Below are 22,368 nucleotides of genomic sequence, written 5' to 3'. Positions count from 1 at the left end.
AGCTGCAGGTGTTTGCTGGTGGTAAGAAAATAGAAGCTTCGAATCATTGATTTGAAGCTTTTATTTTAAAAATAATGGTAATTATTAAGGCAGCAGGCCTGATTTTCTGTTTTTTAGCAATAAGTAGCATATATAACCGATTGTTTATAGTAATGTAAGAAATTAAATTCTACAATTCCTATATTTGGTTTCTTCAATTTCTAGATACATTTATTATAATGCTGCTACAAAGAAATACCAGATATACGTGTTTATTCCTGTTCTTCATGTTCTTCTGTATTCCTGTTATGGGAAATACTAAAGTTGTTTGTGATTCACTTATCAGTAAAGGTGTAAAAGCATTTGGAAAACATGATTTTGTAAAATCATTGGAGCTGTTTACCGAAGCACGCTCAATAGCTAAAAAAAACAAATGGTATAGAGAACTTTATACTTCAACGTTCAATATTGGCAACACCTACTATGAAATGCTTGATTATGGTGAAGCCCTGAATTACTTCTTAGAAAGCTATACAATTGCCTTAAAGAAGCTAAATTCTAAAGATGAAATCGCTTCACTGAATAACATAGCTAATTTATATACTAAAGAAAAAATATATGACAAAGCGCTTGAATATTACTTCAAAGCATACAACTTAGCAAAAGATAAAAATATAGATGCAAGAAAAGGCCTGCCGGTAATGAACATTGGCTACATCTATAACCGAATGGGAGAGCCTGCCAAGGCAAGGCCCTATATTGTAGAGTCTATGCGCTATTTAGAAGATGGATATTTACTTAGTGCCAAAGTTCTCTTAGTTGAAAACGATATGCTTCTTGGAAATACAGCTCTGGCAAAGAATAAATCTTTTAAGATGCTGGAAGATGCCACAATCGGTAAAGCTGAAAATCTGGATATATTTCTTTGGCCTTTAATAGCTAAATGTTACCTAAAGGAAAAGGATTACGAGTCTGCTGCACAATTTGCTTTAAAAGTTATTAAAACTACAAGCGATCTTAATATAAAAAAAGATACATATCAGTTACTGTCTGATATTTACAGGCAAAGCGGTAAGCTGGATAAGGTTATAGACTATAAGGATTCTATTATAGTATCTGAGAAAAAGCTGAATGACATAAAAAATGGCAGATTGTTTGAAAGCAACAGGGTTAAATTTGAGATTCAGGGCTATAAAGAACAACTGAATGCAAAAGAAGAGAATATGGCCGAGGAGCGTAGGATATTCTATGCTATCATTGCTTTAATAATGGTTATTGTAATTGTTACGATACTTGCCTTAAGACAGAAAAGAATAATTGCAGAACGTAACCAGCAAAGTAGCGAACTTGATCTTGAAAAGGAAAAGAATAACAACCTGTTGTTAGAAAAGCAGGTTACTGATGCGCTTTTGGAGCAGGAACGTCTGAAAGTAGAAGAGGAGCGCCTAAAAAATGAGGTAGAAAACCGTAATAAGAAAATTTTTGCCAAAGCGCTGTATTTATCAGACAGGAACCTGCTAATTGAAGAAATTGTAAGCTATCTGTCAAAAAAGCCACAGTATTCCAAAGACCAGACACTCGCCAATTATGTTAAGTCCCTGAAGGAAGATCTTAAAACGAATAACGAATGGGATAGCTTTGTCAAGCACTTCGAAGAAGTGAACCATGGCATGCTTACCCGCTTGAAAAGCAAACATCCTGCATTGACTACAAACGATATACGTTTTATATCTTATATGTATATGAATCTAAGTCCTAAAGAGATTTCTTCAATACTTAACATAACTATTCAGGCATGCAAGAAGCGTAAAGAGCGATTAAGTACAAAAATGGAACTTCCTAAAGATTTAGATTTATATGCTTATATTTCAGGGTTTTAAATATTACATGTCACCATTTGTCCTCATAATGTCACTTTTTTTGACAAGTATATTTTATTATAAATAGATAAGCATATTCATTTTTTTTCTAATGTTGTTGTATTGTTAAATTAATGTTATTATGATTGAATGCTGCAGATATTGTTGCAGACTATTTTAATTATTAATAATCCGATTGAAACTTTAACTAAACTACTAACTTTTTAAAATGCTTATTTATGAAAACATTATCTCAAAATGGGGCTTACTTTCTTAAGTTATTTACTGCACATTTTATAAAAGTCCGGCATTAGAATAACAGCATTACGTTTTAGAAATAAAACTAATGTGAGAAATTTCAATTGTATGAATGCATATTCATCAGTATAATTTCTCTCCGCAAGCCTTATAAATGCACGCTTAAACAGTCTCTAAATATTTAGGAATTGTATAAAACATAAAATTTTATGATTTTATTAACAGCGTAAAGCTATAAGTGAATACTTTTAGTGTTATTTTGTATTAAATTTAACTTTACCATAAACTACAAAAAATGAAAAAAATTACTTTAATGATCTTAGTGTCATTGATGTCCTTTTTTGCGTATGCTCAGCTACCGGTGAATCATTTCGATGATCCATGGGTTGTTCCGCCGGGTTATCCCGCGGGCACGCCTGCAGCACCGCCAAACTGGGTGGTCATCAATGAATTCGGGCCACAACAAACGTGGGTCCAAACGACACCAAATGTTAGTTCGCAGCCACCTTATGGGGGGACGGGACATTCAGCGTATCTTCAAAAGGAGAACGTAGGACCAGCAGCAGCTATTCCTTCTGACTGGCTGATTACTGAAGCATTTCCGATGATTGCAAATGCGCAATTAAGTTTTCAGTCGAGGCTAACTGTTGGCCAGGATTCGGGAGGTGTTTACAAAGTGTACATTATGAAAGTTACTAATGCGGCTGCACCAGTTACGGTGGCCGACTTTACAACTTCTGTTAATGGAACATTGTTAACTACCTATTCTGAGACACAGCTGGATCCTACTAACTTTTCTCAGTGGACAGATCAGGTTTTTAGTATCCCAAATAATGCTACCTTGTATCCGGCAGGAACACAGGTCCGTATTGCATTTGTGATGCAGGGTGACGACAAGGACCGTTGGTTCCTTGATGACGTTAAGGTAGCAGCAGAGTGTGTAGCTCCTACAAATGGTGTACTAACAGCTTCAACTACAACGACAGCATCATTAAGCTGGACCGATCTTAGTGCTACTTCATGGGAAATTGAAGTTGTACCGGAGACAGGTACACCAACTGGATCAGGCCAGATTTATTCAAATGCACTTCCTTATGTTAAAACAGGGCTTACAGAATGTACTACTTATAAGTTCTACGTGCGTGCAAGATGTTCTGACGGAGGAATAAGCGCAACATGGTTAGGTCCGGTATATTTTAAGACAAAATGTCTCGGAGAAACATGTGAAAACCCTATTCCTCTAGCTGGAGGAAACCAGAGCGTTACAGGTAATACGTCAAATTATGGTGATTATTACAATGGTGTTCCGGGTACAGGCTGTAACGGTTCAGGGAACTACCTGGCAGGAAATGATGTTGTTTATAGATACACAGCAACTACTACAGGTAATTATAGTGTTACACTTACGAATACAAATGGGCCTGCGGGTATGTTTATATACAGCAGTTGTGCCAACATTGGTACGGCTTGTATAGGTGGAGGTACAGCAACGGCAACTACGCCGGTTAATCTTGCTTCATTTCCAATGACAGCGGGAACTACATATTATATTGTAATATCTACAAACGGAACACCGCTTACTACAGATTATACGCTTACTATACAGCAGGTGTTTTGTCCCCAGCCAACTGCCGGTACAGCAGGTAGTATAACAGGTGTTTCTGCTTCTTTAGGGTGGACACCGGGTACAGTAGGGGCTACTTCATGGCAAATTGCTGTGCAGCCGGTAGGTTCAGGTTTGCCAACTACTGGTACAAATGTGACTTCTAACGCTAACGTTTCGGTAGGTTCTACCATAGATGGTACTCTATTCACTCCGGGCACCACTTACCAGTTTTATGTTAGGGAAAGTTGCGCCGGAGGTAACTATAGTATTTGGGCCGGCCCGTACTTATTTACTACCAGCCAGATAGCTACCCCGTTAGATTATGTACAAAATTTTGATGGTGCCAATCCAGGATTTACACTGAATAACGGTACCGAGACAAATAAATGGTTTATAGGTACTGCTACAAGCAATAGCCCGGGTAAATCTCTTTATATATCGAATAGTAATGGTCTTACAAATTCCTATGCTAATCAGACTTCATCGCATGTTCATGCCTACAAGACTTTACTTTTACCTGATACTATAGATCAGTTAAGCCTTTCGTTTGACTGGAAAACATTTGGTGAAGAATGTTGTGACTTTATCAATGTTTGGATCGTGCCAGATTCGTTTACTCCTGTACCAGGTGAGGCTATTAGTGATAATGATGGGTTTAAGGTTGGTGACAGACGTAATATGAGCACCGCATGGCAAACATCAAATACTGTTATTACTGCGCCGGACGATTGGGATGGTGCACTTGTAAAACTTGTGTTTGAATGGACTAATGACTCTAGTGTAGGGTCTGATCCACCGGCTGCTATTGACAATATTATGTTTAAAGTGGTTACATGTCCACAGCCTTTAGATATTTCTATTCAGGATCTTGATGTAACACAAGCTGTAGTAGAATGGACTCCATCATCTGTTATTCCTCCAGTATATGATATTTATGTATCGCAGGATGTAACAGCGCCTACTGCTACTACAACCCCTACGCAAACCGTACCGGGTACGCAGACAACTGCAACAATTACACCACTTGTTACCGCTGCCAATTATTATGTATGGGTAAGGTCACATTGTAGTGCTACCGATCAGAGTTTCTGGACCGGGCCGTTACGTTTTATTACTCCACAGATTCCTGCAGATATGCCATTTGCTCAAAATTTTGACAATGGTGCGCATGAATTCACTTTATCTAATGATCAGGAGGATAATAAATGGATTGTTGGTACCTCAACCAGCAGCAGTCCAACCCAATCTCTTTATATTACTAATGACGGAACCTCTTATGGTTATGAGCCGTTCAACAGTACAGTAGTTCATGCTTATAGAGATATTAGGCTTCCGGATGACATTCCTTCGGGTCAGATTCTCCTTAACTTTGACTGGAAGAGCGGAGGTTCTCAATGGGGTGATTTCATGAAGATCTATATTGCTCCAATATCATTTGCTCCTGTAGCAGGTGAAGCAATTAATGAAGATGATGATATTGTAAAATCCGGTCCTGATTATTTTAATAATGAGGAGTGGGTAACTGCTAACAATGTAATTAATGTTCCTGCAGACTGGAATGGTACTGTAAGAAGAGTAATTTTTGAATGGCAGAACAACTGGGGTGGAGGACAACTCCCTGCAGCAATTGATAATGTTGGCTTATCTGTAATCACATGTCCTGCACCAAGCGATATTGTACTTGATGGACTTACTATAGATTCAGCTTCAATATCATGGACTGCACCGGCTTCAGCACCGGCTTCTTATGATTACTACTTTTCTACCGATGCTACGTCTCCCGTAGAGGCAACACCTCCTACAGGCAACACTGCTGATACAGATGTTACTATTCCGGGACTTGCGGTTTCTACTAACTATAATTTCTGGGTTAGAAGTGACTGTGATACTGATGGTAATAGCTTCTGGGTAGGTCCACTTAAATTTGTGAGCCCTCAGACTCCTGCTACTATGCCGTATGCTGAGAATTTCGATGCTGCTGCTCCAAACTATTCATTTAATTCTTCGGATAATACTGATAATGAATGGGTAGTAGGTACTGCAACAAGCAATAGCCCTACACAGTCGCTTTATGTGACTAAAGATGGCGGAGCTACAAATTCTTATGACGCTAATAATGGACTTAGTATAGTTCATGCTTATAGAGATATCCAGCTTCCTCCTACGATTGCATCCGGCCAGGTTCTTCTTAATTTTGACTGGAAGAGTGTTGGTGTAGAGTGGGGATCAGATGTCTTACGTGTTTATGTTGCTCCTGTAACCTACGGTCCTACAGTAGATGAGCAGGTAGATACTAATGGAAACGTTATAAAAGTTGGCGATGATCTGTACAATAATAACGTATGGAAAACAGCTAACAATGTTGTAGACATTCCTGCAACATGGTATGGTAACATGGTAAGAGTAATCTTTGAATGGGAAAATAACTGGAGCGGTGGGACTATTCCTGCGGCAATTGATAATGTAGGCTTCTCTGTAATAACGTGTTCTGCCCCATCTGATGTCGCTTTGGTATCTATTGACGCAGATAATGCTACATTTACATGGACAGCCCCTGCAGATGCTCCTGATAGTTATGAATACTATCTTACTACAAGCCCTGTTCCTCCGGTAGCAGGTACTGTACCTACAGGTACAGGTATATCATCTAATACAGTTACGTTACCAGGACTTCCTGATAATACCAACTATTTTATCTGGATCAGAAGTAATTGTGGTGTTGCAGATGGAAATAGCTTTTGGGTAGGTGGTGTTAATTTTGTTACGCCACAAATCCCGGCAGTACTTCCGTATGCTGAAAATTTTGATGGTGCAAGCCCTGAATATACAATTATCAGTTTTGGTCAGCCTAATAATTGGATTGTTGGCGGTGCTACATTTAATAGCCCTTCGCAATCAATTTATGTTACTAATGATAACGGTGTAACTAATCAATATACTAATGACAAGGTATCTGTAATACATGCTTATAGGGATATTGTAATACCTGACGGCACTACAGATCTTGATTTTGCTTTTGACTGGAAAGGTGTTGGTGAAGAATGGGGTGGAGATTTCCTTAGTGTATGGATGGTTCCTTTAAGTTATCTGCCTGTTGCAGGTAATGAAATAACTGATGCTGATGGTATTAGGGTAACACAGGGACTATTTAACAACCCTGTATGGAAAAACGAGAGTATCGTTATTCCTGTCACTACTACTGAGGCAGGAACAACCCAGCGTTTTGTGTTCCAGTGGGCAAATAATGCATGGAGTGGCGGTGCCAAACCTGCAGCTGTTGACAATGTTGAGGCTAAGGTGCTTACTTGCCCTAAGCCTACAGATCTTAATGTTACTGATGCCGGTATGACTGAGGTTACTCTTAACTGGACTGAAGTTGGAACAGCTGATTCGTGGGAAGTATATGTAGTTCCGCAGGGTGGCCAGATACCTGGAACTAATACAGCAGGTACACCGGCTCCAACTAACGGATTCACTTATTCAGACCTGATTTCAGGTACTAATTACCAGTTCTATGTAAGATCTGTTTGTGGTCCTGATGATAAGAGCCGTTGGAGTGGTCCATTTGAATTCCATACCAACGTTTGTGAAGTCGTAGATCAATGTAGATATGATTTCATTATGACCAGTACTGGTGGAGGATGGAATGGTAATACAGTAACCATTCTTCAGGGAGGAATTATTGTTGCAACTATTGGAGCTTCATTTACTGATGGGGAAGGTCCTGAGACTGTTTCTGTTCAGCTTTGTACAGGAATTCCTTATCAGGTGCGATGGGATAATGATGGTAACAATTGGAATGGTGATATAGGATTAGCTATCGTAAATAGCTTTAATAACCAGACAGTATTTAATAAAGTTGCCGGATCAGGTTCATCTGAAAAATCAACTATTATCTATGAAGGTATGCCGTATTGTTCAGACATTACTTGTTTTCAGCCTACGGACCTTGTAAGTGAAAGCGTTGTAAATGCTGTAAATACTACTAATTTAAACTGGACTCCAGGCGGTTCAGAAACACAGTGGGAAGTAGTGATACAGCCACAAGATGGCGGATTCCCTGATAACGTTCCTACAACGAGTACAACCGTATCAGAACCACACCTTTTAGTAACCACACTTGTACCGGGTACACTTTATGAATATTACGTAAGATCTATTTGTGCAGATGGTACTAGTTTCTGGTCAGGGCCACTTAGGTTCTCGGTATTTACGCCACCGGCATGTGCCGATGTGGTTGTAGTTGACGCAGATCTTAACGTCATAGCTCCTGATACTGAATATATACTTTGTCCTGGAGAAGATCTTTGTATCGATTTTGATGCTAACTACTACTCGAATGCTGCCGAAACAACTTCTTATGAAGTTATTAGCATTCCATTTGCCCAGCCATTCCCTTCTGTAGGTGGTATAGAGATGCCTGTAGACAGGGATGATATCTGGTCGCCTAAAATTATGCTTCCATTTGAATTCTGTTTCATGGGTAGCGTTTATAACTCTGCTCAGGTTGGCTCTAATGGTATAGTAAGTTTTAACGCTGACCAACCTGCATTTGGTGGCAGCGGATATCAATTCAGTGATCCAATTCCAAGTCCTTCATTCCCGCAAAGGAATGCTATATATGGCGTTTACCAGGATACAGATCCTACGCCGGATAATAATACATGGGACAACCCGAATATCAATTATCAGGTACTTGGTAACTACCCATGTCGTGCCCTTGTAGTTAGTTATAATGAGCTTGCACAGTATAGCTGTAGTGGTGACGATGCAGAATCTGAGCTTATTGGAAAACAAAGTTCTCAGATAGTTATTTATGAGATCACTAACATTATTGAAGTATATGTTAAACGAAGAGTGCCATGTACTGACTGGCAGGGTGGTGTAGGACTTATAGGTGTTCAAAATGCTGATGGTACCGTAGCCTTTACTCCTCCGGGAAGAAACACAGGTCCTTGGACTGCGATAGAGGAAGCGTGGAGATTCACTCCAAACGGAGCATCTACAGCTACATTTGAATGGCTAAAAGATGGCGAACCTTACAGTGCGTCTCACGATATTGAGGTTTGTGCGTTACAATCGGGTGTTACTAACATGACTGCCCGTGCTTCATACCAGTTATGTAATGGTGATATAATTGTAAGGGAAAGTAATTTCTCTATAAAAGTACAGGAGCAAATTATACCTGCACAAGAGCCAGTAGACCTTGCTATATGTGGTAACGGTGAGGATGTAACTTTTGATCTTACTGAAGCTGTTGCTAATGCATTTGATGCAGCTGAAATGCCAAATTACACATTTGCATTCTATGCTACTGAAGCAGATGCTAATGCAGGTAGTATCACCAATACTATCCCGACTACTTTTGTAACTGCTGCAACAGCTACAATTTGGGTAAGAATTATGAGGAATGGACAACCATGTTTTAAAGTTTATTCTTTTGAAACTATTGTTTCTAACACGCCTCCTAAATTTACGCTTACAGCTAGTCAAAGTATATGTGAAGGAACTACTGCAACCATTGCTGTAATTCCTGATACCGGTGAAGATCTTTCAGCAGCAACGTATTCATGGACACGAGATGGAGAGCAAATGACTGAAACTACAAGTTCTATTACTGTAATTTTAGGTGGTGAATACAGTGTAACAGTTAATAAAGGAGGATGTATTGATTCTAAAACATCTATTGTAACTGTTTTACCTATGCCGGTAGCTGATGCTCCTGTTGATCAGACAGCATGCGACAGCTATGAGCTTCCTGCCCTGAGTGAAGGTAATACCTATTACACAGGTCAAAATGGTACAGGTACTGCATTAAGTGCTACTGACATTATTAGAACTTCACAGCGTATATTTGTTTATGCCGTTTCGGGAACAGGTACAAATGGTGCATGTGCAGATGAGAATTTCTTTGATGTAACGATAACACCGACACCTCAGTTCACATTTATTGACGATTGTGAATCTAATGTGTACTATCTTGAAGTAACAGATGTTGATGGATCATTTAATATTGATACTGCTACTTATTTGTGGACCGGACCGGAAGGATTTACTTCTACGGAACGCAAAATAACGCCAGAGAATAAAGGTGACTATACCGTAACGATTACAACGGATTCCGGATGTATTAATACTGATTTGTTTGAAGTATTAAGCACTTCTTGTTTGATTCCACGTGGTATATCTCCTGACAACGATGGTAAAAATGATGTATTCGATTTATCTGCCCTTGACGTTAAAAAACTGGAAATATTTAACCGTTACGGACAGGAAGTATACAGTAAATCTAACTATACCAACGAATGGTCTGGTCAGGGTAAAGGAGGAGATGAACTTCCTTCAGGTACTTATTTCTATATGATAGAACGCTCTAATGGTGAAACAAAAACCGGATGGGTTTATATAAATAGAAAAGATTAATTATTAAAAGTAATTATTTTCAAATCCCCACTATATGTGGGGATTTGTTTTTTATATGATTGTAGTTTTTAGTGAATTGAGGTTTCCAATTTAATGATCATGAAATATCATTATTGTTTGACTCTACAATTTGATATTTCTTTGTCCGGCATGTTAAACAAAATATATTTAACTTTAAAGGAAATGATGGCATTTGTAGTAGTGATCCTTAAATTCCAGAGGTTTATACATGATTTAAACCTTATAGATAATATAGGTCTGTTATCACAGTTACATTTCGTTTACTGTATCCACAATACCGATTGTTTAGAAAATCCGGTTGTCAACGGAATTTAAGAAACAATATAGTGCAGGTATTCTTCCACTGTTTGATAAGCATTAGCTTGCAATTTTTTCTTGAGCCTCATTTTGCATGCCCTGACACTTTGGGGAGAAATACCCAATATATCTGCCATTTCGTTACCGTTAAGCTTCAGCCTCATCAGTACTATTATGCGCACTTCAGCTTCAGAAATTGCTATGCCACTTTGCTGTATCCTGTCGAAAAAATCGGGATATATTGCCATGAAGCGCCTTTTGAATTGATCCCAGCCATTGTCGGTAAAGATTTTTTGTTCCAATAATTCATCTATGTTATACTCGGTAATGACAGGTAGAGGCTGGCTAATATCCTGTAGTTTATTGATGATATTGTTTTTATCGGTAAGGTCTATGATGTAGGTTTTAAGCTCTTCTTCTTTTACCTGGATTAGTTGCAGGGAATTTTCGAGTTTTAGCTCCAGCTGTTTTTTCCTGAACTTTATAATCGAAAGGTAGCGGTAAATAAAAAATGCCGAGATAAGCAATCCTGCCAGTAGACAGACAGCAATAAACATAAAACGATTGTTGGCAATTTCTTTCTCATTTTGAAGGTTTTTAATGCGAAGGTTTTTAACCTCAATTCCCAAATTTGCCTGATATTGTGACAGGAGTTTGTTTTGATTGGCTTGCATGATCTCTTTTTCCACATCATAGTGCTTCTCGAAATAATATAGTGCAGAATCCTGTACCTTAAAAACTGCATAAGTGCGGGAAAGTTCGCGAAGGCCTTCACTTATACGTACCTTGCTTTTTACCTTATAACTCAGATTCAGGCATTTGCGTGCCGCATTAATCGCTTTTTCTTTATTGCCCTGTTTTGCATATACAGTACTCAGATTTTGGTAGGCTGTTGCCATACCTTCGGAATAGTTTATTTTTTTACACTCTTCCAAAGACATCAGATAGTACTTTAATGCTGTGCCAAAATCCTCTGAAAAGCGATATATCTGCCCTTGATTATTATAGGCAATGGCCAGGTCACGCGGTTCGGCAATTTCTTTAAAAAGCCTGATGGCCTCGTTATTCTGAGCAAATGCAACTTTAAAATCGCGTTGTTCTTTAAGTATAAGTGCACGGTTGGTATGTGTTAGTCCCAAAAGCCTCTTCATGCCGGTTTTTTGAGCAAGTGCGGCGGCTTCGGTATAGCATTCTAATGCAGCAGTGTTGTTCTCAAGGCGCCAATGTACCAGGCCAAGATTGTTCAGCAGTGTAGCGGTTTCCATTTCATTACCCGACGCTTTTACTTTTTCATAAGCCTGGGTAAAATAGTTAAGAGCCTCCTGGTAGTTACCTGTGCGCCACTGCTCATTGCCAAGGTCAGTAAGGGCTAGGGATGCATCTCTCGATGGATGATTATTTTTTGAAGTTGGGTCTTTTTCGCTCTTACTACATGCAATAATGAGCATTAAAAACACGCACAGACTTATTAAGAAATTTACTTTGTTTATCTTCAGCATAGGTTCAAATTTAAATTTTTATACTGCATAAACAAAAAATGGCCCCGGATATTTAATCCGGAGCCACTGTTTTTGAAACGATAAAAACTATTTTATGATCATTTTCCTCGCCTGCTTAAAACCATTGGACTCTATTTGGTAAAAGTATATACCCGATGTTAATCCTTTGGTATCAAATAGTATTGTGTTGTTACCCGTATCATAGATATCATTGGCAATTTCTTTAATAAACCTGCCCTGAATGCTATACAATTTTATTACAGCCTTACCGCCCTTTATAAGGGTAAAAGGTATTGTAGTGCTGCTGTCAGCAGGGTTAGGGTAGTTCTGACCAAGGATATTTTGCGTTTTTTCTGGTACAGGTACGCCGGGAAGACCAAGTGTGCCATCGTGTTCTGTTTCAAAAAAATAAATTCCCTGATAAAAAGCCTCGTTAGATGCACTGCCAGCCAAAAGAAGCCTGTTGTCAGTGTGTGGTATCAGCCTTTTGCCATAATACTCAGCATACTCAGGCCCTACAAAAAATTCCTCATTGCTGTTTTGGCCATCTGCCTCAACTCTAATCAAAGAAGCGGTAGGGAAGGGAGTAGTGAAAATTTTGTGCGGAAAGGGATCTGCAATAACCTGATCCATAATATAACATACATTAGAACCATCTATATGAAAATCATTATAATAGCGCATGTTCTCTGATGCAAAATCCCAAATCAGATCGCCATCGGGGCTGTATTTTAATAATACATTGTGTATATCGCCGTTAATCGCAAGGCTGTAACCTATTACACCAACATCGCCATTACTAAAAGGTTTAAGGGTATAAGAGCGTTCATTTTTTTCTCCTTCACCAAATGTGTCAAACCATTGTACTTCGCCTGCTGCACTTATTTTTGCAGTTATTATTTCCTCGTCAAAAGTATCGTAGTTTTGGCTAAAACCGTTTATATAAATGCTTCCGTCTGCTGCAATATGCAGGTCTGTGCCGGATGACGATTCTCCTGCAACATTTACTGGAGTCATCCATCCCGGAGTTCCATCAACATTAAACTGTACTGCTGTTAGGTTTACTTGCTGTGACATAAAGTTACCGCTGCCGTGTGCACCTGTAAGTATAAGCTGTCCGCTGTTATTTACCTTACCTGCATTGATTTGATATATATTGTTACCGCTTATACCCGACATATACGTTTTCCAGGCTTGAGAGCCGTCCGCATTTAGCTTGATGCCTATAAAAGAGGCTGTACTGCTTTGTTCGGTTTCTTTGGCCGTACCACCAAGATATACAGAACCGTCTGGCTGTGGTTCCATAATACGTATTGAAGGATTGTAAAGTTCAATTTCGGTTGACCATAGCTGGCTGCCTTCCGGTGAAAGCTTAATGATCTTTAGTGTCGGGGGAGACTGCTCAAAACCAGGTAACAGACAAACATAAGCGTTTCCGTTGGCATCTACTTTTCCTATAATGCCATCGGCCGGGTTTCCGTTTTCAGCGTTAAAAACAACATTCCATGCTACCTCGCCTTCTGAATTATGCTTTACAAGAAAGTAATTAGCATTTAGCATATCATCAGAGAAGTCGTAGTAAGAGCCTGTTGAAATTGTATTGCCATTATTGTCGCTAAAAGAATCAAGCATTGAAGCGGCCGGAGATCCGGTATTGCTGTATAGCGTATTCCATTGGTTTTCTGGTGCGGTAATGCCAAAGCCTGATTTTACTGTTTCAAATACGGCTCCGTTTTCACTGTAAAATGAATTTACTGAAAAGTAAACATCACCATTGTTATCAATACCGGCACCTGCCATTTTACCCATGCTTGCGGTACCGTTAGCCGTAGAGATTACAAAAGCCGCCTTGCCTAACAAGGTGCCATCGGGTGAGTATTTGTAGGCGCGTGCCGCCACATCCTGTTCCCATTCTTCAGCACCTGGTGTCATACCGTTAGCAGATGTTATAATGTTGCTGTTTGCATCAAAAGATAATGTAGCATTAGTTGTTTCAATAAGATCTGTAGTTTCCTGAACCCAGTTTTGTGTCCCGTCGGTAGTATACGATAGTAATACTGTACCGTCATCTGCAAAACCGCCTAAATGGCTGCCGGCTACATATAATGTATTGTTTTTAAGGCCAATTTTCCACCCTAGGGTTACTTCGGTGCCGCTCTTATAGGTTTGAATCCATTGTTGTTGTCCTGAAGCATTGTATTTAATGGTCCCGATTCGGTTCAGGAAGGTATCAAAAGTTCCGGTAACATAGATATTCCCATCGGCATCTGTAATTATTGCCTGTGGTACAGAGTTTGTTACTTCTGAAGTGTTATCCGGGTCAGTACTCTCATAGTTATAGGCTTGCTCCCACAGTTTTGTACCCTGCGCGTTATATTTAACAGTATGGTAGTTGAGCCAGCCTTCAGGGTTAGGGCTGTAGCCGGTAGTTATAACATTACCGCTGGTATCTACAGTTACGGCTGTCGCCTCATTCCAGCTTTCTCCGCCTGCCGGATTTTCTGTACGATGCCATTGTTCAATGCCGTTGTTATCATATTTTATAGTCATGTAATCTATAGAATTGCCAGACCATGCAATTCCTGTAATGTAGACGTTACCGTCAGCATCAGTTGTCATGCCATTTGGTACTTCAAGGCCTTGAGCACCGTTATCAAAGGTTGTATCCCATAATTTAGTACCATCTGTACCATATTTTATAAGACGGATATCCATATCATTGCCATTCCACTTGAGGCCTGATACAATTATGTTTCCTGTATAGTCAAATGCAATATGCATTCCGTATTCCACCGCATATTGGGCTGCCGGTTCGCGTTTTTGCCACAATGTTTGTCCATCCGGGCCAATTTTTAGAGTAAAGAAATCTCCGGCAGGCTGGCCTTCGTTAGTACTTGACCCGGTAATGTAAGTATTTCCGCTTGCATCTGTAACAGATGCATATGGCACATTGTTACCTTTGTAAGCCTCACCGCCATAAAACTCATAATTATTGGAAAAAGTTGTAGACTGCGGTATTTGTATACCCATTCGGGATAGCATTTTTTGCTGAGGGTCAATAATAGCTGTGGCACCATTATTAGGTTTAAAAGTGTTCCATTGTGTCAATAAGGTAACGCTGCCACTGGCTTTAGATTGCCTGTAGCCATTTTGTTCCTTAAGTGACGTTCCTTGTGCTGCAGCACCCGTATGCAACACAGCCGCTGTTGCCAAAGCAACAATAGTTTTAATGGTAAATTTCATATCATACAATTTTATTGGGAAATGTAAATTTATTATTATCACCAGTTTTTAGTGCTTTTTTTGTGTAGACATCGTGTAGACAAATGAGATTTCGGAGCAGATAACTTAATATATAGTACATGCTAAATATATATTTAAAGCTGTACTGATGATTATTAGGTAACCACAATAAAACCTCAGTCTTAATGTGCTTAAGATATTATTATTAAACTTGAATCAGCAGTATATCGTACTTATTAACCAGACATCGAGTTTTCTGTGCGAAAATATCTATAAAAGGAATTACGGGATGAAAAAGAGGTACTTTTGGATTGAATAATAAACTACTTAAGTGTTATGCAAAAAGGACTACTTCTAAAATTAACGCAGGGTTATCAATTACAGTTTTTATTGATTACACTTTTTTTAATGCTATCCTGGCCGGCTAATAGCCAGTATATTACTGAAAATCTAACACCAACTTCCATAATTAATGAAGGGTTATCACTTGAACAATCATTAGACGGACGAATATTTATAGCTGAAAGGGGAGGTAATGTAAAAGTTTATCAGAACGGAACCGTTTCCACAGTATTTACAGTTACAACTGTTACTAATAATGAACAAGGATTATTGGGACTCACCTTACATCCTGATTTTGCTGAAAACGGTTATTTGTATGTGTTTTATTCTATTAATGATGGTACTGTAATAAGGCATAGAATTGAAAGATTTGAAATTTCTGATACTAATCAGGTGGTCAGTAATCAGGAGATTTTATTACTTGAGCCAATAGGCGGTGGCTTTCATAATGGAGGTGATTTAAAGTTTTTTAATGGATACCTTTATGTAACAGTAGGAGATAGTCAGCAAAACACTAATTCGCAGGATTTAGAAACTTATAAAGGAAAGATACTTCGCCTTACTGAAGATGGTCTGCCTGCACCCGGAAATCCATTCTATGGAAATGGTTCAGTAACTAAACAAAGTATATGGGTGTATGGATTCAGGAATCCGTGGAGGCTTGTTCCCAGTCCTTCTACAAATAAACTATATGTTTTAGACGTTGGGACTTCGTGGGAAGAAATAAACGAAATAGCTAATCCGGCGATTCGCAATTATGCATGGGGACATCCACAAGGTGGTGATGGAATACAGGCCGAAACTAACTTATTTACAAATCCGATATTTACATACGCAACAGGAAGTATAGGCAATGCCATTACCAATGGTGTATTATATAATCCTTCAACTGTTCAGTATCCCAATCTTCAGGGTAAATTCATTTTTAAAGACTATGTAAGTACAGAGATAAGATCATTTGACCCAACTCTTGCTAACCCGGCTTCAACGGTATTTTATACTGCTCCGCAGCAATATGCACTGGGTATGATGTTAGGAAATGATGGTTACATTTATTATTGCAGTTATGGCAACAATGGAGACCTGATCAAACTTGATTATATTGAAACTGATGCTCCTACTATAGTTGACCATCCTTTATCACAAACAATAATGGAGACGTATCCTGTAACCTTTAATGTCAATGCAAGCGGTTTGGGATTAACCTATCAGTGGCAGTATAATAACCAGGATATTGCAGGAGCCACAGAGTCAAGCTATACAATTCCTGAGGTTGAAATGGCAGATGCCGGAGCTTATAGGGTTATTGTTACTAATACCGCCGGAACCGTAACCAGTAATGCGGCAACGCTTACGGTAATACCATTTACTAATACTCCGGAAGTCAATATTCTTTTTCCTTTACCAACCCTGACATGGAATGCAGATGATACCATTTATTTTGAAGCTGTTGCAACAGATGTAGAAGATGGCGAGTTGCCGGCCAGCGCATTTAGCTGGAGTATTGACCTTTTTCATGAAGATGTGCCGGGAGCAGGACACTCACACCCCGGGGCAAGCCCTGATGGAGTAAAATCAGGAAATTTTGTAGCATCTAATCAGGGTGAAAAAACACCAAATGTATGGTACAGGTTTACTGTAACGGTAACTGATAGTGACGGACTGACAGCTACAAAATTTGTAGATGTTCATCCTAATCTTGTTGATGTTACGGTAACGAGCTCACCTGCACTTTTAAATTTAGAATTCAATCAGAAGCCGGTAGTAGCACCGGCTACAAAACAGGTTGTTGCCAATGCATCCCTGCAAACGCTCAATGCGCCAACGCCACAATATGTTGGAAATATTAGATATGATTTTGACCATTGGGGTCAAGGCGGGGCAGCTAATCAAACCTTTGTAGCACCTGCAGCCGGAACTGTAACCTATACAGCATTTTATACTGCGACAACACTTCCAAATGCGCCTTACCAGGGGATATTATCCCAAATTCCGGGTATTATAGAAGCTGAGAATTATGATATAGGCCCTGAAGCAATTTTTGATAGTAATGGTGGTGGAGATACGGAATACAGGCCGGGTGATGAAGTGGGTACACAAGTTTGCAATGAGGGTGGATTCAATATTGCTTATGTAGCCGCTAACGAATGGCTTAAATATACCGCTCAAATAAATAATACCGGGAATTACAATATTAATTTCAGGATTTCAACCCCATATAATAATAAATCAGTACATCTGGAAGTAGATGGGGTAGATGTTACAGGTTCAGTTGCGATCCAAAACACTGGAGGCTTTCAGGCATGGCAGACAGCTACAGCATCTGATATTACTTTAACCGAAGGTGTACATGTTATTACTTTATATTTTAATCAGGGAGACATCAACATTAATAAAATGGAATTTGTACTTACAGGTGCTGCGCCGGTTGCCGATTTTGAATTAAGTCCGCAAATGGGCTGTTTAAATGAACCTGTAACTTTTACATCGGTTTCTTTAGGTGCAGTCGATGCATATACATGGAGTTTTGGTGATGGAGCTCAGCCTGCAACGGCTACAGGCCCGGGCCCGCATTCGGTAATCTATAGTATTGAAGGTGATAAAGAGGTTTCATTAACCACAAGCAATGCCTACGGAAGTGATATAAAACAGGTTTCTTATATGGTACATAACTGTACTGCAGGTATTCCTGAGCAGGAAGTAAACAAACTGGTAGTTTACCCGAATCCGTCGACAGGAATATTTTATTTATCAAAAGAGTCTGAATGGGTTGTTTTTTCGACATTGGGAGTTAAACTACAACAGGGTTCAGGAGATATGATTGATATTTCAGGATATGGCTCAGGAGTATATTTTGTAAAAATCAATGAAATCAATAAGGCAATCCGTATTATTAAGAGATAATCGCTATGATATAGATAAAAAACCGCTTCAATGAAGCGGTTTTTTTATTGGATACCTATTTGACATGCTTTTTGCAATTTCAAGATTGGTTATTTAGTGTTATATCTTACAAGTTATTTCTGTTTTGGTTTAGATGTTCTGTAGATGATTATTTTAGACCAATAACTATGATTTAGTAGAAATATTTTTATTACAAAATGTTAAACTTATCACAATTTGTTATTATTCTAAATTATGTTACCTTGCGATACCTTACGAATCTTTCCAATAAGCAGATATGACCTTGCTTTCCATTTTATTTAATCGCTGTTTTAAAGTAGTATTACCATTTATGGTAATGGTATGCTTTTCGGGCTTTGCCCAGCAGGATACTTTAAAAAATCTCATTCAGGCAAATGGTCCTGAAAAACTTACCCAACTCGAATACTGGTGCAACAAGAAACTGTTTTTCCGTAAACCATCTGATAGGGTAGAGTCACTCCGCAAGCTTGAACAGATTGCTCTTAAAAAGAACGATAAGATTATTCTTGCCTCAATAGTTTTCTATAGAGGACTTTATGTCATGGCTATGGACAGGCAGCAGCATAAAAGAGGTGTTGCCCTTATGCAAAAGGCAATAGCGATGGCAGACAAAAACGGGCAGCAACTACAGGTAGCCTATTTTAAGCATTCGTTGGGTTATTATTATTTTACCACCGTCAAAAATCCGGTCGAGGCTTTGCAGAATATGCTTCAGGCTCATTATATTTTTGAGGAGACCGGCTATGAGAATCTCTATAATCCGGCAGGTATGCTCGATCGTTTGGGGTATGTTTATTACCATCTCAGTAATTTTCACGAAGCAATAAAATATTTCAAGCTCAGCCTTAAAAATCCTATGGAAAGTGAGAGACGGCAGATTGGAATATTAAATTCTGTCGGACTAAGTTATCGTGAATTGTTTGAACCGGATAGTGCAAGGAAATATTTTAAGCAATCAAGACATCAGGCAATAGTTGCCAAAGATACTGCATGGATCGGAATCAATTCAGGAGATATAGGCAGGTACTATCTCAGTGAAAAATCATACGCCCTGGCAAAGCCGTTTATTCAGGAATATTACAGGTGCGGACTGGCAGTGAAAGATACCGAATTGGTTGTAGAGGCACTTACTGGTTTGGGAGATATCTCTCTCAATTCGGGAAATGTTGACCAGGCATTTGGTCAGCTTAAGCAGGCCGAAACGCTATTGGAGCAGGAATTTAGATCGGGAGATATGCCGTTGCAGAATTACCTGCGGAAACAATATCTTTTCAGCGTACTTGCCAAAGTCTGGGATGTACGCGGAAATTCTCCCCGTGCGCTTTATTATCTAAAAGAGTCAAACAAGATCAAGGACAGTATCGAGCGCCGTGCAAGACTGTCGAAGAATACGTCTATACAGCAAATGTTTGAAGCCGAAAAGACTAACAATCGCTTACAACTCCTTAATGAGGAAAAAGAGGCAGCAGAGGTGAAGCTGAAGCTATACATTGCAATCGTACTGTCGTTAGCCATAATCATTGCGCTATTGTACAGCCGCCAGATTCGTGAAAGAAAAATCCAGAAACAAAAAGAAGTGCTCCTGAACCTGGAAAAAGAAATAGTTGAAACAGAACTAAAATCGTCCCGCGAACAACTCGAGGAATATGTGCGTAACCTTAGGCAGAAGGCCGAGCTTCTTGACAGGACACAATCTGAAATGGATCTGATACGCCAACAGCAGCAGATTCCTGCCGAGGATGAACAAACTATATTGCAAAAGTTAAACTTCGCTACCATATTAACTGAAGATGACTGGACCCGTTTCAAAGTGTTATTCGAAAAAGTACATACCGGATTTTTCCTGAAACTTAAGACAGCTTATCCCGGACTTACCCCGGCAGAGACCCGTTTGTGCTCATTGATCAAGCTTGACTTTAATTCGCACCAGATGGCTGCAATGATGGGTATCAGCGCCATGAGCGTTAAGAAAAACCGTCAGCGCCTCCGCAAGAAAATCGATTTATCTAAAGATCAGAAATTAGAAGACCTATTCGTGGATTTCTAAATTTGTCACTTCCATAATACTTATGTTATTGTAATCTATAGGGTTACAAATTGTACCCTTTTTTGTCTCCCCCTGATTTTTAAGATTAAATAGCTATAGCCCTACATTTGATAAGGTGAAGATCACCTTTAATCCATGTATTTACTAAGTTATTTATGAAACAAAAATTACTTCTATTAGCAACCATCTTATTCCTGCAGTTTCAAAGTGCACAGTCTCAAATAATGTATTTTGATTCGAATTGCTTTGGTCTTTTAACCGATTGGGCATCAGTCGATACTTCTGGTACACGTACGACCTACTATAGTCCAAATGGTGACCTAACTATTATTTGGCTTAACAACCGTTGGGAGATTAGAATGCCTGGAATTTTATTGTATTATAATACAACTAATACATCTCCTAATCCGCCTGGTTTGGGTGTAGGTACCTGGGTTGACTATGGCGGATGTGGTAACATTTTGCGATTTGATGGTTCGGGTACAGTAGTAAGAACTGCGACTATAACAACAACCGTAGCCACAGGCATTGGAAGTACTTCTGCAGTTTTAGGAGGTAACATTACTAATGATGGTGGTTACACTGTTACAGCACGTGGTATAGTGTGGGCTACGACGACAAACCCAACACTGTCTAATAACGTAGCTACTAACGGATCAGGTAACGGTACATTCAGCGCTACAGTGAGCGGTTTGCCTCCTTATACATTAATTCATTATAGGGCGTATGCTACTAATAGTGAAGGAACAAGCTATGGTGAAAATCGTACCTTTACAACAACTACTACACTCTCTGCCTCACAATTTCAAACCGATATTACTTGCTATAATGGCCATAATGGAACTGCTACGGTAACAGTGTCCGGTGGTAAAACACCATATACTTATGTCTGGTCACCGTCAGGAGGTAGCAATCCCACTGCATCCGGACTTACATCAGGAAACTATTCAGTAAATGTCACTGATTCTGAAGGTGCCAGTTTAACTAGGAATTTTACTCTTTACAACCCTGCTGCAACACCGGTAACTTTTACCACCCAGCCGGCAAGTAATTCTGTTTGTACCGGGTCGGGCATTATATTAAGTTCCGCTACATCGAATGCTACAACCTACAAATGGTACGTTAGTACAGCTGTAGGAAACCCTTTTGTGCTGATAACTGGTGGCGGACAATATTCTAATGAATCGACCGCAAATCTTTCTATAGGAAACATAACAACAGGAATGAATGGATATAGATATCAAGTACTGGCGTCACATTTATGCGCCTCTGCTACTTCTGATATTGCCACTCTTACAGTAAACACTGCACCTGCAATTACAGCACAGCCTGCTAACAGCACGATATGTGCAGCAGCCAATACTACATTTACCGCTACGGCATCTAATGCTACCGGGTATCAATGGCAGGGAAATTTTGGGGCAGGATTTGTAAATATAACAAACGGTGGCATCTACTCTGGTGCCACAACCTCAACACTGACCCTTACCGGAGCAACAGCAGGAATGAATGGTTATCAATACAGACTTGTTGCAACAGGAGGATGTACACCCAATGCAGTAGCATCCAGTGCAGCTACCCTTACCGTAAACAGTGCTCCGGCTATTACAGCTCAGCCTGCTAACAGCACGACATGTGTGGGAGGCAATACTACATTTACCGCTACGGCATCTAATGCTACCGGGTACCAATGGCAGGAAAACTATGGGGCAGGATTTATTGATGTTACCAACGGTGGCATTTACTCCGGTGCCACAACTGCAACATTGACCCTTACAGGAGTAACAGCAGTAATGAATGGTTATGCATACAGGCTTGTTGCAACAGGGGGATGTACACCCGGTGCAAGATCCAGTGCAGTTTTCCTTA

At 39.5% G+C, this 22,368-nt stretch carries 7 protein-coding genes; 5 read left to right on the top strand and 2 right to left on the bottom strand.

The genetic code is table 11. The features are described from left to right. Positions 1-218 precede the first annotated feature (218 nt). Positions 219-1,859 carry a tetratricopeptide repeat protein gene (locus ACX0HA_RS15960; protein WP_458846302.1) on the top strand — a complete coding sequence of 547 codons (1,641 nt, stop codon included), beginning with the start codon at positions 219-221 and terminating at the stop codon, positions 1,857-1,859. Between the two features lie 532 nt (positions 1,860-2,391). Beyond that, on the top strand, positions 2,392-10,125 hold the full coding sequence (locus ACX0HA_RS15955) for a fibronectin type III domain-containing protein (RefSeq protein WP_458846301.1): 7,734 nt from the start codon (positions 2,392-2,394) through the stop codon (positions 10,123-10,125). A 332-nt stretch (positions 10,126-10,457) separates the two neighbouring features. Here ACX0HA_RS15955 and ACX0HA_RS15950 read toward each other — a convergent pair whose 3' ends face one another. Beyond that, positions 10,458-11,942, bottom strand: coding sequence for a tetratricopeptide repeat protein (locus ACX0HA_RS15950; RefSeq protein ID WP_458846300.1), 1,485 nt, complete (start codon positions 11,940-11,942; stop codon positions 10,458-10,460). An 87-nt stretch (positions 11,943-12,029) separates the two neighbouring features. Then, the gene (locus tag ACX0HA_RS15945) at positions 12,030-15,185 is read right to left on the bottom strand and encodes a T9SS type A sorting domain-containing protein (protein ID WP_458846299.1); all 3,156 of its coding nucleotides are present in this window, start codon (positions 15,183-15,185) and stop codon (positions 12,030-12,032) included. Positions 15,186-15,593: 408 nt separating this feature from the next. On the opposite strand from ACX0HA_RS15945, the gene ACX0HA_RS15940 reads away from it, so the two are divergent. The 3 genes from ACX0HA_RS15940 to ACX0HA_RS15930 all read left to right on the top strand — a co-directional run. Next, entirely contained in the window at positions 15,594-18,431 is a 2,838-nt protein-coding gene (locus tag ACX0HA_RS15940) for a PQQ-dependent sugar dehydrogenase (protein WP_458846298.1), read from the top strand. A gap of 277 nt (positions 18,432-18,708) precedes the next feature. Then, a complete protein-coding gene (locus ACX0HA_RS15935; protein WP_458846297.1) occupies positions 18,709-20,499 on the top strand; it encodes a hypothetical protein in 1,791 nt (596 codons plus the stop codon). A gap of 155 nt (positions 20,500-20,654) precedes the next feature. Beyond that, positions 20,655-22,368: hypothetical protein (locus tag ACX0HA_RS15930; protein ID WP_458846296.1), on the top strand; the 1,714-nt coding region annotated here is incomplete at its 3' end.

The sequence above is a fragment of the Flavobacterium hauense genome (genome assembly GCF_054457175.1).
This window is presented reverse-complemented; position numbering and strand designations above follow the sequence as displayed.

What these genes read in the sequence shown, in the direction of transcription:
- ACX0HA_RS15960 (WP_458846302.1), top strand. Translation starts at nt 219, where the DNA reads ATGCTGCTACAAAGAAATACCAGATATACGTGTTTATTCCTGTTCTTC.
- ACX0HA_RS15955 (WP_458846301.1), top strand. Translation starts at nt 2,392, where the DNA reads ATGAAAAAAATTACTTTAATGATCTTAGTGTCATTGATGTCCTTTTTT.
- ACX0HA_RS15950 (WP_458846300.1), bottom strand. Translation starts at nt 11,942, where the DNA reads ATGCTGAAGATAAACAAAGTAAATTTCTTAATAAGTCTGTGCGTGTTT.
- ACX0HA_RS15945 (WP_458846299.1), bottom strand. Translation starts at nt 15,185, where the DNA reads ATGAAATTTACCATTAAAACTATTGTTGCTTTGGCAACAGCGGCTGTG.
- ACX0HA_RS15940 (WP_458846298.1), top strand. Translation starts at nt 15,594, where the DNA reads ATGCTATCCTGGCCGGCTAATAGCCAGTATATTACTGAAAATCTAACA.
- ACX0HA_RS15935 (WP_458846297.1), top strand. Translation starts at nt 18,709, where the DNA reads ATGACCTTGCTTTCCATTTTATTTAATCGCTGTTTTAAAGTAGTATTA.